The organism is Streptomyces sp. NRRL F-5727 (assembly GCF_000719555.1).
Taxonomy (GTDB): domain Bacteria; phylum Actinomycetota; class Actinomycetes; order Streptomycetales; family Streptomycetaceae; genus Streptomyces.
In genome coordinates, this window is sequence record NZ_JOGX01000032.1 from 18,130 (window position 1) to 32,704 (window position 14,575).

17 protein-coding genes, 1 tRNA gene and 1 pseudogene are annotated in these 14,575 nt (G+C 72.2%); 7 read left to right on the forward strand and 12 right to left on the reverse strand.

Annotation, left to right across the window (positions count from 1 at the left end):
• Positions 1-86 precede the first annotated feature (86 nt).
• Together IF73_RS42125 and IF73_RS0121715 are read left to right on the forward strand one after the other, a co-directional pair.
• Positions 87-725 carry an excalibur calcium-binding domain-containing protein gene (locus tag IF73_RS42125; protein WP_051717122.1) on the forward strand — a complete coding sequence of 213 codons (639 nt, stop codon included), beginning with the start codon at positions 87-89 and terminating at the stop codon, positions 723-725.
• 180 nt (positions 726-905) lie between these two features.
• Positions 906-1,589, forward strand: a pseudogene (locus IF73_RS0121715) (AMP-binding protein); the annotation flags it as partial.
• Positions 1,590-1,679: 90 nt separating this feature from the next.
• On the opposite strand, the gene IF73_RS0121720 reads toward IF73_RS0121715, so the two are convergent.
• A complete protein-coding gene (locus IF73_RS0121720; protein ID WP_031010614.1) occupies positions 1,680-2,870 on the reverse strand; it encodes a helix-turn-helix domain-containing protein in 1,191 nt (396 codons plus the stop codon).
• 160 nt (positions 2,871-3,030) lie between these two features.
• Here IF73_RS0121720 and IF73_RS0121725 point away from each other — a divergent pair, with 160 nt between their 5' ends.
• The 5 genes from IF73_RS0121725 (at position 3,031) to IF73_RS0121740 (ending at position 5,204) form a co-directional block, all read left to right on the forward strand.
• Positions 3,031-3,291, forward strand: a complete 261-nt coding sequence (locus IF73_RS0121725; RefSeq protein ID WP_031010616.1) for a hypothetical protein — start codon at positions 3,031-3,033, stop codon at positions 3,289-3,291.
• Positions 3,288-3,527: a hypothetical protein gene (locus tag IF73_RS0121730; protein WP_031010618.1), complete on the forward strand. Its 240-nt coding sequence runs from the start codon at positions 3,288-3,290 to the stop codon at positions 3,525-3,527. Before IF73_RS0121725 ends, IF73_RS0121730 begins: the two co-directional genes overlap by 4 nt.
• 187 nt (positions 3,528-3,714) lie before the next feature.
• Positions 3,715-3,808 (forward strand) — tRNA-Pro (locus IF73_RS41115).
• Positions 3,809-3,867: 59 nt separating this feature from the next.
• The gene (locus IF73_RS41520; RefSeq protein WP_199806688.1) at positions 3,868-4,011 is read left to right on the forward strand and encodes a hypothetical protein; all 144 of its coding nucleotides are present in this window, start codon (positions 3,868-3,870) and stop codon (positions 4,009-4,011) included.
• Between the two features lie 8 nt (positions 4,012-4,019).
• Positions 4,020-5,204, forward strand: a complete 1,185-nt coding sequence (locus IF73_RS0121740) for a methyltransferase domain-containing protein (RefSeq protein ID WP_051717124.1) — start codon at positions 4,020-4,022, stop codon at positions 5,202-5,204.
• Positions 5,205-5,569: 365 nt separating this feature from the next.
• Here the strand turns inward: IF73_RS0121740 and IF73_RS0121745 are convergent, their stop codons facing one another.
• The 11 genes from IF73_RS0121745 to IF73_RS0121795 form a co-directional block, all read right to left on the reverse strand.
• The gene (locus IF73_RS0121745; RefSeq protein ID WP_031010625.1) at positions 5,570-5,833 is read right to left on the reverse strand and encodes a hypothetical protein; all 264 of its coding nucleotides are present in this window, start codon (positions 5,831-5,833) and stop codon (positions 5,570-5,572) included.
• On the reverse strand, positions 5,830-6,063 hold the full coding sequence (locus IF73_RS0121750) for a hypothetical protein (protein WP_031010627.1): 234 nt from the start codon (positions 6,061-6,063) through the stop codon (positions 5,830-5,832). The genes IF73_RS0121745 and IF73_RS0121750 overlap by 4 nt, the downstream gene beginning before the upstream one ends.
• Positions 6,064-6,100: 37 nt before the next feature.
• Complete coding sequence (locus IF73_RS0121755; protein WP_031010630.1) at positions 6,101-7,042, reverse strand: N-acetylmuramoyl-L-alanine amidase; 942 nt, start codon at positions 7,040-7,042, stop codon at positions 6,101-6,103.
• 68 nt (positions 7,043-7,110) lie between these two features.
• Positions 7,111-7,833 (reverse strand): hypothetical protein, encoded by a 723-nt coding sequence (locus IF73_RS0121760; RefSeq protein ID WP_031010631.1) that lies wholly within the window; start codon positions 7,831-7,833, stop codon positions 7,111-7,113.
• 12 nt (positions 7,834-7,845) lie between these two features.
• Entirely contained in the window at positions 7,846-8,976 is a 1,131-nt protein-coding gene (locus tag IF73_RS0121765; protein WP_031010633.1) for a hypothetical protein, read from the reverse strand.
• Positions 8,973-10,058: a hypothetical protein gene (locus IF73_RS0121770; protein ID WP_031010634.1), complete on the reverse strand. Its 1,086-nt coding sequence runs from the start codon at positions 10,056-10,058 to the stop codon at positions 8,973-8,975. Before IF73_RS0121770 ends, IF73_RS0121765 begins: the two co-directional genes overlap by 4 nt.
• 13 nt (positions 10,059-10,071) lie before the next feature.
• Positions 10,072-10,968, reverse strand: a complete 897-nt coding sequence (locus IF73_RS0121775) for a phage distal tail protein (protein WP_031010635.1) — start codon at positions 10,966-10,968, stop codon at positions 10,072-10,074.
• 2 nt (positions 10,969-10,970) lie between these two features.
• On the reverse strand, positions 10,971-13,388 hold the full coding sequence (locus IF73_RS0121780) for a phage tail tape measure protein (RefSeq protein ID WP_031010636.1): 2,418 nt from the start codon (positions 13,386-13,388) through the stop codon (positions 10,971-10,973).
• Between the two features lie 51 nt (positions 13,389-13,439).
• Positions 13,440-13,586, reverse strand: a complete 147-nt coding sequence (locus IF73_RS41120) for a hypothetical protein (protein WP_158822098.1) — start codon at positions 13,584-13,586, stop codon at positions 13,440-13,442.
• A gap of 59 nt (positions 13,587-13,645) precedes the next feature.
• Positions 13,646-14,101 carry a hypothetical protein gene (locus tag IF73_RS0121790; protein WP_031010637.1) on the reverse strand — a complete coding sequence of 152 codons (456 nt, stop codon included), beginning with the start codon at positions 14,099-14,101 and terminating at the stop codon, positions 13,646-13,648.
• Positions 14,098-14,568, reverse strand: coding sequence for a phage tail tube protein (locus tag IF73_RS0121795; protein WP_031010648.1), 471 nt, complete (start codon positions 14,566-14,568; stop codon positions 14,098-14,100). The genes IF73_RS0121790 and IF73_RS0121795 overlap by 4 nt, the downstream gene beginning before the upstream one ends.
• Positions 14,569-14,575 lie beyond the last annotated feature (7 nt).

Consider the following 14,575-nt stretch of genomic DNA (forward strand, 5'->3'; position numbering starts at 1 on the left):
ACGCCGGTTGTGAAGGTCCTGTGTACGATCCACGGCCACGGCACCCCGCTCGGTGCCGTCGTCCCCTTCAGGCCCTGGAGTCGCGCGTGTACCCGCAGACCAACCCGTACCAGCCCGCCCCGGCGTGGCAGCCCCCGCGCCGGTGGTGGCAGCATCCCGCGCTGATCATCACGCTGCTCGTGGTCTTCCCGCCGGCGGGCATCGCCCTGGCGTGGCTGGGCCGGTGGACGACCCGGACGAAGATCGTGGCGTCGGTGCTCTCCGGCCTCTGGTTCCTGCTGATCCTGGTCAGCGAACCGGAGCAGGAGAAGAAGACGCCGGGCGGCGACCCGAAGCCGGTGGTGACGGCGTCGGCGACGGCCACCCCGACGCAGACGCCGACCGTGGAGCCGACCACGGAGTCGCCGACGCCGGAGCCGACGACCGAGGCGCCCACGCCGACCCCGACCCCGACGACCGAGGCGCCGACGCCGGAGCCCACGACCGAGCCGCCCACCACGCGGGCCCCCGAGCCGACGACCCAGGCGCCCACCACGCGGGCCCCGAAGCCCACCCCGAAGCCGGTCCAGACGACCCGGCCGCCGGAGACGGCCGAGCCGGAGCCGGAGGTCTACTACGCCAACTGCACGGCCGTCCGCGCCGCCGGCGCCGACCCGATCCGCATCGGGGACCCCGGCTACGGCAGCCACCTGGACCGCGACGGCGACGGCATCGCCTGCGAGTGAGCCGTCCGGCCGGCGGACAGCCGGGCCGGGGCGACCGCCCCCGGCCCGGGCCCCGCCCTCGCCCCGATAAACCATGCAGGCGTGCTTGATTGTTTTACGGGGGGCTGACAGGGTCTCCCCAAGCGGTGCCCGCACGGGCGATCCTGGCGACCACCTTCCCACCTCTCCAGGAGGTCACGCATGGTGTTCCACAGCGAGTATGAGCCCGTCCCCACCCTGTCCCTCCCCATCCACGACGCCGTCCTCGGCGGGGCCGCCGCCTTCGGGGACACGCCCGCGCTGGTCGACGGGGCCGGGGAACTGTCCCTGACGTACGCGCAGGTGGACGCCTTCCACCGGCGGGTCGCCGCCGGGCTCGCGGAGGCCGGGGTGCGGAAGGGGGACGTGCTCGCGCTGCACAGCCCCAACACCGTGCTCTTCCCGGTCGCCTTCTACGCCGCCACCCGCGCCGGCGCAGCCGTCACCACGGTCCACCCGCTGGCCACGCCCGAGGAGTTCGCCAAGCAGCTGCGGGACTCGGCCGCGCGCTGGATCGTCACCGTCTCGCCGCTGCTGCCGGCCGCCCGGGCCGCCGCCGAACTCGCGGGCGGCGTCGAGGAGATCTTCGTCTGCGACACGGCGGCGGACGGGACCAGGTCGCTTCAGGAGTTCCTCGGCTCGACCGCGCCCGAACCGGACGTCGCCGTCGACCCCGCCGAGGACGTCGCCGCCCTCCCGTACTCCTCCGGCACCACCGGCGTCCCCAAGGGCGTGATGCTCACCCACGCCTCCGTCGCGACCAACCTGGCGCAGCTGGAGCCGTTCATCCCGATGGGCCCGGGCGACCGGATCCTGGCCGTCCTCCCCTTCTTCCACGACAGGGGCTCTAAAGGGGAGCGACACGAGATGGTTGCTTGACCTGCGGAAACACGATGGCCCCGCCTCCCAGCCAGGGACGCGGGGCCGTTGCCGTGCTCACAGCGGCATCCCCGACATGTGCGAGAGGCGGAGCAGCTCCGGGTTACTCCGGCGGTGCAGCGAGGCGAGGACCCGGAAGACCTCGCGGGCCGTCGGATGGATGCGGGCCATCTGCGGCGCCGCCTCCCACGCTGCGGACAGGTTGGCGAGCGCGGCTTCGCGGTCTCCGACGTCGAGGTGCGCGCGGGCGACGTTCAGCCGCGACGGAGCGACCCGGGTGGCCGGCAGGCCGTCGAGGACCGTGTCGAGGTTCTCCGCGACGGCGAGGGCCTCCCGGGGGCGGCCAAGGTCAAGCCGGGTCGCGAGGACGTGCGTGGCGGTGTTCTGCGGTCCGAAGATCATCGAGTGCCGGTTCGCGTCGCCACCGCTGAACCACTCGTCGGCCACCCGTTCGGCGGAGGCGATGTGCCGCTCGGCCTCGCGCGCCCCCTCGGACTTGTCGTCCAGCCGCCCCGCCAGCGTCATCCCCCGCAGGTTCAGCACGCCGACGGCGAACGCCCGATCTTCCCCCGAGAGCGTCGACTCGGCCCGCGCGATGGCCCGGTCAACGATCGTGAGGCCGCCCTCGGCGTCGCCGCCGTTCAGATAGGCGCCGGCCCGGTCGCGCGCGGCGATGGCCTCCCCCAGCGGGTTGGCTTGCTGCTCGACGGCCCAGCGCTGCCGGGTCACGGCCAGCTCGGCCATGTCCATCCAGCGATGCCGGGCGGCGAGCCAGTAAACGGAGCTGTAGACCTCCGCCAAGGTCATCCAGGCATCCACCGTGTTCGCCGTATGGGCGTGCGTCGTGGCGCTCCGCAGCAGGCCCGGAAGCCGGGCAAGGACGTGATGAACGCGCGCCGCGTCCCGGGCGTCCCGCACGGCCTCGACGGCGGCCAGAACGGCCGTCTCCTCGACCTGCGCGCGGCCGGGCAGGTCATAGTCCCGGATGGCCGATCGAAGGGCCGTGAGCCGTTCCTCGTCGTCCCCGTCGACACGTGTCTTGCCCTGTACCTCGGCCATGGACAGGCCGAGAGCCTTACCGATCGTCGCGGCCACGGTCGGCGTGAGCGTCCGGTCGCCTACTTCGATCTTGGACAACAGCGACACGGAGATGTTGGCCGTCCGGGCAAGCTGCGCTTGAGAGAGGCCGCGTTCCTTCCGGAGCAGGGCGAGGTTTGCCCCTGGCGCTACTTCGCTCGTCGTGCTCATGCGGTCAGTCCTACCCCGTCGAGACCCAGTCACGTCCCATGCTCACAGGCCCCGGGCGTACCCGCACACCCTTTGTGCAAGTCGTGTGCAAGCTCGTGTGCACGGAACGCAGTTGACTGGTCACAACAGCCCGGGAAGCCCGTCAGGAAGTGAGCACACGATGAGCACGCCGACGACCGCGCCGCGCACCGCGCCGAGCATCGCACCGCAGATCCGCCCCGTAAGCACCGTCGAGGCCGGCGAGGTCTTCCTCGAACTCCGGGCCGCGATGGATGCCGCGGGCTTCCCCACGCAGGGGCTCTACCGCGAGGAGCGAACGACCCAACACGGGCCCATGCACATCTTCGGCCTCGGCGAGGTCACCGTTGCCGGGGCGAAGCGGATGACGGCGATCCTGCGGGCCGCCCGGCGGCAGCCGTGAGGTTCCGCGAGGGCGACGTCGTGACGGACGGGGCGCGGGCCCTCGCCGGTCAGGTGCGCGCCGTGAACGGTGACCTCCTCACGCTGGCACGACCCGGAGGCATGGAGTGGACGGCGACCAAGACCGACTGTTGGGCGGCGAGCCCGGAGGACCGCGAGGCCCTGCGGCCGAGCGGCGCAATCCGGCTGATCGGCGAGCACCTGCCTCCCGTACAGCCGCCCTCGCGCTGTTCCTGACCTGCGTGGCCATCGGCGCCGGCGCTGCCGCACTGGCGTACCGCGCCGCATAGCCGCCTCGCCCCGGACCGGAGCTTCCGGGGTGAGGCACCCGGCCCGGCCCCGGGCGACCCGTTCCCAGCCCGGGGCCGACCGCAGCACCGCCGCCCCGTCGTGTCCCCCGCCGGCGGGGCGGCGGCTCCACCCACCCCAGTAGCTCAGTCAGGCAGAGCACGACGACGGATCCACCTGTCTCCCGTCGCCCGTCGTCGACGACCCCGGTTCGAGTCCGGGCATGGGGACTCGGCCCCCCGGTTTCGGGGACGGCCGTTCCGAGCACCACCCAACCGAAGGAGCGATCATGTCGGGCAAGCACGGCGGCGGTTCGGGCAGCGGATCCGGCGGCAGCCAGCAGGACGACAGCAGCAGCGGCCGGCAGCACGGAGGCGGCGGCTCGGAGACGAGCGGCGGGAACTCCTCCGACGGCAGCGGCCCCGCGAAGTAGGGGAGCACGTGACCACACGCGTAGAGGCGGCGGGCCCGGAGGGGCTCGCCGCCGCGCTCGTCGAATCGGGCGCACTTCAATCCGACTGGCTGACCACGTACCGCGCCGTCCCCCGGGCCCTGTTCGTTCCGGATCGGGTCTGGCCCGGTATCCCTGAGGGCACCGAACAAGGCGCGCTCGTCGACCGCAACGCGGACCCCCGGAAGTGGCTCGCGGCGGTCTACTCCGACCGACCGCTCACCACACAGTGGGACAAGGGCGAGCACCAGGGCGACGAGCAGGGGACCACGCCGACGAGCAGCAACTCGCTACCGTCGATGGTGTTCGCGATGCTCGCCGACCTCGACGTCGAGGACGGGCACAGGGTGTTGGAGATCGGCACGGGGACCGGATGGAACGCGGCCCTCCTCGCGCACCGGCTCGGTGCCGAGAACGTCGTCAGCGTCGAGTACGACCCGGCCGTCGCCGAGCAGGCCCGGGAGAACCTTGCCGAGTTCGGACCGCCGTCGCCGCTCGTCGTGACAGGCGACGGCCGGGAGGGGTTTGCCGACCGGGCGCCGTACGACCGGGTGATCGCCACCGCGTCGGTCGGCGAGGTGCCGACGGCGTGGATCGAGCAGACGGTCGCCGGGGGCGTGATCGTCGCCCCGTGGGGGCCGCTGTACGGCGGCGAGGCCATCGTGCGCCTCACCGTCGGCGGCGACGGGCACGCCCGGGGCCGCTTCACCCGCTCGTCGGCGTTCATGCGGATTCGGCAGCAGCGGCCGGAGCTTCCCGAGCCGGCCGTCTTCTTCCGGGGCCGGAAGTGGCCGGCCGGTGGACAGCGCAGCATGAGCACGCTGGCCCCCACGGCCGTCGGCGGGTGGACGGAACAGTTCGTCATCGGGTTGCAGGTGCCCGGGGCGTTCTGGCGGACGGAGCGGTATGACGGCGGGGCGTACACCCTGTGGACGTACAGCCTCGACGGGAAGTCGTGGGCGTCGGCCGACTACGAGCCGGAGCGCAGCAGGTTCGAGGTCGTGCAGGAGGGGCCGCGGCGCCTGTGGGACGAGGTTGAGGCCGCCTACCGGTGGTGGAACGGCCGGAGCCGGCCGGGATTCGAGCGGTTCGGGCTGACGGTCGGGCCGCGGGGCACGGTGGCGTGGCTCGATGACGAGTCGTGCCCGGTTCCGGGGGCCGAGTGGCTCCGGTGAGGGCCCGGACATGACGAAAGCGGCCCCACCCCCGGGGAGGGGGCGGGGCCGCTTCCACATCCCCGCGTGTGCGGGGAACCGCTTGAGCCTCTAAACGGAGACGTCTCACGGGCCATCCCCGCGTGTGCGGGGACATGAACCCCCATGCTCGTATCGAGGGTCATCCCCGCGTGTGCGGGGAGGGTGGAACTATGACCGTGCCGTCTGAGCGGGCTGCGGGTCACACCCGCTTGTGCGGGCAGCAGTGTTGCGATCCTCGACCAGCCCCGGAAGGCCAGTCGCCATCGCCCTTGCGGGGCGACGTGACGACTATGGCACACGGGGCCGAGGGTCGGGGTCCGGTTGGGGAGATTCGCCCGTGTGGGTTACCGCGTGGCGAGCTGCCATAGGGCCACTACGACGCCGGCGAGGGCGGTTAGGGCGGCGATGGACGCGAGGGGCCAGCGGGCGCGTTCGAGGGCGTCGAGGCGGGCCTCGTGGTCGGCGAGCTGCTTGTCGGTCTGGTCGCTGCGCTGGACGAGCAGGGCGAGCGATCCGTCGACGCGGGCGAACCCCGCTTCGAGGGTGCCGCGGAGCCGTTCCAGTTCGAGGACGACCGCGACCGGGTCGTTGGGCGGGGGAGCGGTCACCGGGCGCCGCCGTCGTTGTCGATCAGGCCGAGGCCGAAGCGGTCGAGGAACGCCTCGACGGAGGGGAGCGCCATGACGCGGGCGAGGCCGCCGGCGACGGCGAGGAATCCGGCGACGTACGGCAGGGCCGCGGGGATGCCGGACGCGGCGATGATGCCGGGGGCGGCGACCGCGAGGGCGGTGGCGGACTGGAGCACGGTGCGGATGGTGCGCTTGGTGGCGGTGGACATGCGGGGTTCCTCCTGCGGGGGGGGTGAGTGGAGCGGTTCAGGTGGTGACGGTGAAGCCGTGACGGGCCGCGAGGGCGGCGAGGGACGCGCGGCCGGGGATTCCGTCGGCGGCGGCGCCGCGGTAGCCCTGGCGGGCCTGCCAACGGGCGTACGCGGTGCGGGTGGCGGTGCCGTAGTGGCCATCGATCAGGGCGCGGTCGAGCAGCCCCTCGGCGGCGAGGGCCTCCTCGACGATCCGGGCCCCGGCGTACGAGACGGGGTTGCCCTTCTGGGCGGGGTCGCGACGGGCGGCGGCGATCAGGCGGGCGAGGGAGACGGCCGGCTTCGACGGCGGGGTCGGCTTCGGCTTGGCCGGCGGGGTCGGCTTCGGGGCCGGGGGCTTGGGCTTGTCGTCGAGGCGGGCGTCGATCCGGTCCCGCATCGAGTCCATGGTGAACCCGACCGGGTCCGGCTTGCCCGGCTGCCACTCGCGGTGACCGATCACGGAGCGCGCGCCCCATCCGTGCAGCCGGCAGACGGCGGCGGACGCGCGGGCGATGGCGTCGAGCTGGACCTCTGGCCACGGGTCTTCGCCGTCGCCGAGGTTCTCGCACTCGAACCCGTAGAAGTGCCGGTTGCCGTCGGTCGTCGCCTCGTCGTCGACGGGGGCGGGCCGCTCGTCGATGACGGCCCGGAGCACGTCCGGGTCGCCGCTGCCAGCGTGGTTGGTGCGGCCGTAGCCGATCAGGTGCACGGTGCCGTCCTTGGCGATGACGCCGTGACAGAGCGGGCCGGGCAGGGTGCTGTGTCCGTCGCGGCAGATGCGCACGGTGTTCGCGGTGCCCTTGGTGACGGTGTGGTGCACGACGACGCCGTGCACGGGGCCCCACGGGCCCTTGTGGTTCCGGTTGTGGGTCTCCCACCCCGGGTAGGTGACGACGGTCAGACCCTCGGCGCGGAGCGCGGCGAGGAAGCGGGCGGCGGTCGCGGGCGCGGCCATGGGGTACCTCCGAGAATGCGGAAGGGCCGCCCGGCGCGGTGCGCGGGACGGCCCTCGGGTGGGATGGGTTAGGACTGGATGCCGTACAGGTAGCGGGTCATCGCCCGGACGGTGCCGGTGCCGGCGGTGACCTTGACTTGCAACTCAAACTCGACGGCCTTGCCGAACTCGTAGCCGGGGACGGGGCCGCCGTTGGCAAGGGTCCCGTTTACGGCTCCGGTGACGACGACCGTGCCGTCGACGAGTAGTTGAAGCTGTGCCGAGACGCCGACCGGTCGGGCCATGACGGCGTAGATCCAGACCTTGGGGTGCTGGACGATCCCGCGCGAGCGGCCGATCGTGGTCCACGCGGTGGACGCGCTGCCCGGCCATGAGGCGGTGCTCTCGTCCTGTGGGATCGGCAGCGGGAGGTACGGGCGGGCGAGGCCGCCCTCGGGGTCGACGGTCTCGCCCGAGAGGATTTCGTTCCCGGCCGCGTCCATGATGCGTACGGCCTGGGACTGGGCGGGGTCGGCGAGGGGGCCGCGCGAGACGCTGATGGCGACGGTGCCATCGTCGCGCCGGATCATGGTTCCGAACTCGCCGATCGTCGGGAAGATCTCGCCGACGCGGAAGGTCTGGTGTCCGTTGTCGGGGTCGAGGACGGACAGGGCGCCCCCCTCGCCGACAACGACGTCGCCGGCAAGGATCTGATCCATGGCGGGGCGGATCTGCGAGCGGCCCCGCAGCTCGCGTACCTCGGCCTCCAGGCGCCGAATGCGGTCGAGGAGGTCTTGGGGGATTGCGGCCATGCGGGGGGCCTCCTAGGCGGTGAGGGCCGCCGGGGCGGCGTTCGGTTCGAGGAGTAGATCGGCGGTTTCGGGCCGGCCGCGCTCGGCCGGGGTGGTGGCGAGGCCGATCAGGCGGTACCGGGCGTCGAGCCCTTCGGGGTGCCACTCGTCTCGGATCCGGAGCCGGATCGTCGAGCCGAGCAGGCCCGGGGAGATGCCGGACCCGTCGAGGCGGACGGACACCGTGGGGACCTGCGTGGTGGTCCACGCGCGGGAGAGGTCGGCGCGCGCGTGCGCGTCGAGCGTGGCTTGCTTCTCGACGCTGGTGTAGTCGCTGGTGCCGTCGAGGCGAGGCCACCCGCCCGGCGTCACGGCCCCGTCGATGGACACGGGCGCGGACATGAGGGGGTATGACGGCTCGGTCTGGTTGCGGTTGATGGACGCGCCGCGGGAGTGCCAGTGCGTAGCGCGCGCGGTGCCGTCCTCGGGCATCCGGTAGTCGATGACCGGGCCCGGCGAGGAGAGAACCAACTCGGTGCGGCTGGACCGGATGATGGGGTAGCCGAGTTGGAGCCCCTTGACGCGGCGGCCGTCGGCGTCGCGGTACGTCCGGATCCGCCACTCGAACCCGTTCTCGGTGTTGGCGAGCTGGTCGAGCAGGTCGCGCACGACGGGCAAGTCGTAGCGGGAGTACGTCCGGTCGCGCAGCACGCCGGATGTCTGCGACCAGTCCAGTTCGATGCCGATGTCGCCGCCGTCGGTCGACTGGACCCAGTCGACAATCTGCCGGACGATGTCGAACTGATCGACGCCCGTCCCCGTCCAGCCGGCCGAGAGCAGGCGGTGCGCGAGGTACGAGTCGAACGTCGCGGCCTGCACGGCGAGGGCGCCCGGACGGCCCCGGGACGGCGGGGTGATCTCCCGGGTCCACACGATCCCGCCCCACCACACTTCGCCGGCGCGCTCGACCCACACGGCCGTGCGGGCCGGGATGACGGCCTCGCGGGCCCGACGCGCCATGGTCGCGTCTGTGACCGGGATGGAGAACTGGGCGCCGCCCGTCTTGCCGATGTAGTCGTCGAGCTTGAGCCCCTGTGTGGGCAGGATGTCGAGGACCTGATCGGAGCGCAGGTCGCACAGGACGACGCGGTAGAGGCCGCTCACGCGGGGCCCTGCCACACGAGAGCGGCCCGGCTGTACGTCGACGGGACGCTCGCGAGGGCGTTGGAGTTCCACACCTGCATTTCGATGTAGTCGCCGGCCGCCATGTTGAGCGGGAGCGCGGACGCGTCGCCCTGCCCGCCGGTCGACGCGGCGATGTAGGACATCATCACCGTGTTGTTCTCGTCGCCGTTGATCCGGATGCGGGTACGGCAACTGTTCGCGCCGCCGGGCCACGTCTGGGCGGCGTAGGCGATGTAGAAACCGGTCACGGGGGCGACCAACCGCGTCGGCTGCGCGGCCGACCACATCACCGCGTCCGTCCGGGACGGCGCTGCGCTCCACTGGATCGACGTGTACGTGTTCGCCGACAGGGCGTACGTCCCCGACTTGGTGACGTTGACGTAATGCCGCTCCTCGGTCGGCATCCAACTGGAGCCGTTCCATCGCTCGATGCCGCGTCCGCCGTCGCGGAACTGGCCCGGGTAGCTGCCCGGCGCGGTGGGAGCGCCGACCAGGATGCCGCCGACGGCCACGGTGCCCGTGCGGCGGTCGGTGAGCGCGGTCCCCCAGTCGATACCGCCGCTGCCCGCGCTCGCGCCTGCCGGTACGCGGACCTGGGCGAGGGGGATGGCGGCGGCCGGCACGGTCGGGACGACCGGGGTGGCTGCGGCGGCGCCCTGGATGATCTCGATAGCGCCCTTGGTCTCGGCGCCGCCGTCGACGGCCGCGTCGTAGATCCGGAGCACGACGAGATCGATGCGCGGGTTGGCCGCGTTGCCGTCGCCGAACGTGATGGTCATGGCCGTGTCGAGGCTGACCGGGTAGGCGCCGGCGGCCTCGGTCGACTGGATGAGCGCGCGGCCGGGGGCCACGGACGCGGTCATGGTGCCGGGGCCGGTACCGGTGACGGCGAGGCCGGCGAGGGGGTTGGTCCCGCCGGACGTGCCGGGGATGACGCCGGAGAGGGACGTCAGGCGGCCGGTCGGGGTGAGGGTACCGAGCGGGGCGAGGCGGGTGTCGGTGCGGGTCTGCCCGCCGGCCGTATCGCCCCGGTTGGTCAGCCATGCGGGACGCACAGGCATCGGGGAGTCCTTCCTACCAGTAGGCGGAGCGCCACTCGATGGCGCATCGGGCGGTGGCCGAGTGCGTCTCGGCGCGGTATGCGAGAGAGGTCGTGCCGGGGGCGAGGGTGAACGCCTGCTCGGGCACGCTGCGGGCCGTCGCCGTGTAGAGGCGGGACGCGGCGCCGTTCAGGGTGACGGTCCCGGCGCGGGTGTCGACGACGAGCTGATCGCCGGCGGCGAGGGTGATGTCGTACTCCAGCGTCCGGCCGTCCTCCTGGGAGAGGCGCGGCGCGGTGACGGGGCCGGTGAAGGTCACCACGGGCGAGGTCTCGGCGTCGCCGCCGTTGACGACGCCCACGTTGCCGGTGGCGCCGCCGACGCCCCAGTCGAGGCCGTCGGTCCACTGGAGGCCGGTTCCCCCGGCCCATTCGAGGCCCGGCTCGGGCGCCGGTAGGCCGGTCTCGACGTGCTGCTCGTCGGTGCCGTACCGGCGGGGGTCGGATGCCTCCCACTGGATCGCGGCGCCGAGGATCGTCCCGACCGTGTAGCCGTTGGCGACGGGAACGTTGCGGCGGACGGCGCGGGCCTTGACGAGCAGGGGCCCGCGCTCGTCCAGCCACACGACGAGCGGTATCTCGTCGAGGCGCGGCACCGTGCCGGCGTTCAGCGTGGCGACGGCGCCGCCGATCTGATCGCGGGGGGCCCGCACCATGAGGTCGAGGCCGATGGTGCGGGTCTGGGCGAGTAGGACGCCCGGGTAGGCGCCGTGTGCGTCCGGGCGGAGTGCCGAGGAGGAATCGAGCGAGGGGAGTTCCTCCCACCCGCTCAACGCCTTCCATCGGTAGGGGGTGCCTCGGCCGAGCAGGAGGTCGCCGTACTGGATCTGCCCGGGGCCGGTGATGAGGCTCCCGAGGTCGGTGGCTCCCACGATCACCCCCGCCCCTTCGACGCCCATTCGAGGGCGCGCGCGTTGTCGTCCGGCGAGCCGTTCTCCGCGGCGTGCCAGTGCTCAATGTGGAGGCGGGCGCCCGGCGCGGTGCCGCCGGCCGGTCCGTACGGTGAGGCGCCGGCGAGGGCCGGGGCGCCCATGCCGCCGAACTGGGGCAGGCTCGGGGTCGGTACGAGGGTCTCCATGGCGCGGGCAACCATGCCCTTGGTGCGGTCGATACCGCGGACCAGACCCGGCGGGATCCATCGGCCGATCTTGGCCATGACGCGCGAGGGCGAGGCGATGCCGAGGGCCTTGGCGATCGGGCCGGGAATCATCGTCTTGGCGAAGCTGATCAACTGGCCCTTGAGCCACCCGCCCATGGCCTTGATGCCGTTCCACAACCCTTGGATGAGGTTGCGGCCCTTCTCGACGAGCAGGGAGCCGAGGTCACCGATGCCGTTCGAGATGGACGCGGGCAGACCGCGGACCCAGTCGACCAGGGCGCGGCCCTTCTCGATCGCGCCGGCCTTCGCGCGCTCCCAGTGCCCGGAGATTGTCCCGGCGATGTTCCAGCCGGAGAAGTACCCGACGATCCGGCCGGGGATCCCACGAACCCATTCTGTGGTCTCGTTCCACAGGCGCTTCGTGCCGTCCTTCGTGGCCTGCCACTTCTGGGCGATGGTCTCCCAGATCTTCCATGACGTGAACCACTCAACGGCCTTCTTACCCGCGCCGGTGACGGTCTCGACGAGCCAATCCCACGCCTCCTTGGTGGCGGCGGTGATCTCGTCCCAGTACTTGACGATCAGGACGACCAGACCGACGACGGCGGCGATGACGAGACCGATGGGCCCCATGGCGATCAGCCACGCGGCGGCCATGCGGGCGGCCTGGAGAAGGGATTGCGTAGCCATGAGGACCCACTGACCGACGACGACGGCCCCGGCCCACACGGCTCGGGCGGCCATCGCCACCCATCCGCCGATCGTCGCCCAAGACGACGCCACCTGTGTAGCGGCCGAGGTCACGGACGCGGTCGCGGTGGTGACCCACCCGGTGACGACGGCGGTGGCCGTGATGCCCTGCTGAATCGCCCACTGAATCAGGGCGGGCAGGATCACGACCGTGATGGCCGTGGCGATGCTCAGGAAGATGCCGGAGTTGTCGGCGATGAACTGCCCGGCCGCGGCGAACCCTTCGCCGATGGCGACGGCGGCGTCGGCACCGGCCATGAGTGCGGGGATGACGTACGCGCCGATCACGTCGACGACGCCCTGCATCAACCCGCGCTTGAACGCCTCGAACCTGTGGGCCGCGGTGTCCCTCATCATGTTGCCGGCGGCGTCGGTGGAACCCTCGATCTTGCCGAGCGCGTCGACCGCGTTGGACGGGTCAAGCGCGAGGATCGCCTTTTGCATGTCCTCGGATTTGGTTCCGAACAGACCGAGCGCAATCTCGGATTGCTTCGCCGGATCCTTGATCGCCCGGAGTCGATCCATCACCTGATCCAGTGCGGCGCCCGCCTTCGGGCCGCCCTCCTGAAACACGCGCTGCATCTGCTCGCCGTTCAGGCCGAGGGCCTTGAACGACTCTGCGGTCTCCTCGCTCATGCCCTGGGCCATGAGCGTGAACTCTTTGAGCGAGTCGGCGACGGTATCGGCGTCGCGGGCGCCGCCCTGGAGCCCCTGGGAGAGCAGGCCCATCGCCGTCTCGGCGTCGAGGCCGAGCTGACGGAACTCGGTCGGGTACTCCGAAAACGTGTCCAAGAGGTCTTCGGCCACGTCGACGCCGGTCTGTGCGCCGCGGGTGAGGACGTCGAGGGCCTCCTCGGCGGAGTCGGCAAGGCCGTTCTTCATCATCGTGCCGACGGCCCTGGTGACGCGGGAGACGTCCTCGCCCATGACGGCGGCGGTGTCGGCGACACGGCGGCCGAGCGTGGACATCTGCTCTTCGGTCGCCTCCGGCGGGAGCAGGCCACCCCGGGCGATGCCCTTGATGATCTCCGCACCCTGCTCGACCGACTCGACGATCGCGTCGGCGTACAAGTCGCCGGCGACGTCGCCGTACTGCTTCGCCACGGCTGGGGTCGCGCCGAGCTGGGCGCCGAGGTTGGCCTCGATCTGCCCTTGCTGCATGGCCTCGGAGATGCCGACCATGAGCGCGGCACCGACCGCGGCGCCGACGGCGGCCCATCCGAAAGCGGCGAGGGCGCCGCTCCCCTGCTCGGCTCCCTGCTCGGCGCCGCCTTCGATGCCCTCGGCGAGGGCGTCTCCTGCCTCGGCTCCGGCCTGCTCGGCCTCGGCGACGATGCTGTCGCCGGTCCGGGCCATGGCGGCCTCGGTGCGCTGCATACCGGCGCGGGCCTCGGAGTCGTCGACGCTGATGGTGGCGAGCAGCTCGCCCACGGTCAGTGCCACGCCGGATCACCTCCCATCGGGGGTCATCCGGCCGGGGCCGGGGAGTGTGGTTCAGCCGGCGGGGTTGCCGGTGAGGGCCGCGATTTCGGCGGGGTCGGTGACGCGGCGCGGTGTCTTCTGCCACGCGCGGGCGAACCGTGACTCGGGGGAGAGACCGCCGATCAGGACCAGGAATCGGCGCGTGGACAGGGCGGCCACGGCCGGGGCGTCGAGGCCGTACTCGCGGGCGAGGTCAGCCTCGACGGCCGTCCAGTTGCTTAGGATCGCTTCCCAGAACTCCCGGCCTTCGGCTTCTTCTTGCTCCGTCGCGCCGCCCGGTTCGGGCCCTGCGCTTTTCCCGCCGCCTGCCTGTCGTACAGCTCGGCGGCGCGCTCCATCGACACCGTGCCCGGGGCCCGAATCGCGGCGGCCGACCAGATCAGGAGGACGCCGAGCTGCTTGTCGGTGAGCCCCTTCTCGGCCCACTCGTCGAGGACGTCGCCGCCGTAGAGCGCGGTCAGCATCCGGCGGACGTCGTCGGGGTCCTCGGACGCCTGGAGCCGCTCGGCCTGGAGCGTGAACAGGATGGGGAGGGACTCCGGGAGCACGTAGCGGCGGCCGAACAGGGCGAGGGCCTGGCGGGGCTGCTGCTCGGCCTGCTCGGCGAAGAACGCATCGAAATCCGCGGTCTTGGGCGCGCGCTCCTGGACGTCGTCGAGGTCGAGGTCGGTCACGGGGTCACCGCCGCCGAGGTCGGCAGACCGGACCGGCGGAACGTGGCGCTCCAACTGGTCTTCTCGTTGGTGCCGCCGGACTGCTCGCCGGGGGTCATCGTGGCGTCCCAGATCGCCCATGCGGTCTGCGTCTCGTGCCGGTAGCGGATCCGGTTGTGCGAGTCGATGCCGAGCCGCGGCGTCCAGTCCTCATCGATGTACGCCTGCCCGACGTCGCGGGCCTTCGTGGTCTTGTCGATGCGGTACTGACCTTCGAGGGTGATGCTCGCGCCACGCTGCATCACGTCCTCCTCGTACGCGCCGTCGCTGTCGAAGCTCGTCGTGTCGGCTACCTCCTCGTTCTCGCCGGGGGAGTACGACCAGGAGTTGAGACCGGCGATCGGGAGCCACGTCTCGGTAGCGGCGTCGGCGTCCTCGACCTCGAAGAGCCAGCCGCGCGCGTCGATGCTGCGCGAGTTGCCCGCCATGTGCGGA

Excerpts from the sequence above, each read along its gene's own strand:
- IF73_RS0121725 (WP_031010616.1), top strand. The coding sequence starts at position 3,031 with ATGAGCACGCCGACGACCGCGCCGCGCACCGCGCCGAGCATCGCACCG.
- IF73_RS0121770 (WP_031010634.1), bottom strand. The coding sequence starts at position 10,058 with ATGCCTGTGCGTCCCGCATGGCTGACCAACCGGGGCGATACGGCCGGC.
- IF73_RS0121750 (WP_031010627.1), bottom strand. The coding sequence starts at position 6,063 with ATGTCCACCGCCACCAAGCGCACCATCCGCACCGTGCTCCAGTCCGCC.
- IF73_RS0121720 (WP_031010614.1), bottom strand. The coding sequence starts at position 2,870 with ATGAGCACGACGAGCGAAGTAGCGCCAGGGGCAAACCTCGCCCTGCTC.
- IF73_RS0121795 (WP_031010648.1), bottom strand. The coding sequence starts at position 14,568 with ATGGCGGGCAACTCGCGCAGCATCGACGCGCGCGGCTGGCTCTTCGAG.
- IF73_RS0121755 (WP_031010630.1), bottom strand. The coding sequence starts at position 7,042 with ATGGCCGCGCCCGCGACCGCCGCCCGCTTCCTCGCCGCGCTCCGCGCC.
- IF73_RS0121760 (WP_031010631.1), bottom strand. The coding sequence starts at position 7,833 with ATGGCCGCAATCCCCCAAGACCTCCTCGACCGCATTCGGCGCCTGGAG.
- IF73_RS41520 (WP_199806688.1), top strand. The coding sequence starts at position 3,868 with ATGTCGGGCAAGCACGGCGGCGGTTCGGGCAGCGGATCCGGCGGCAGC.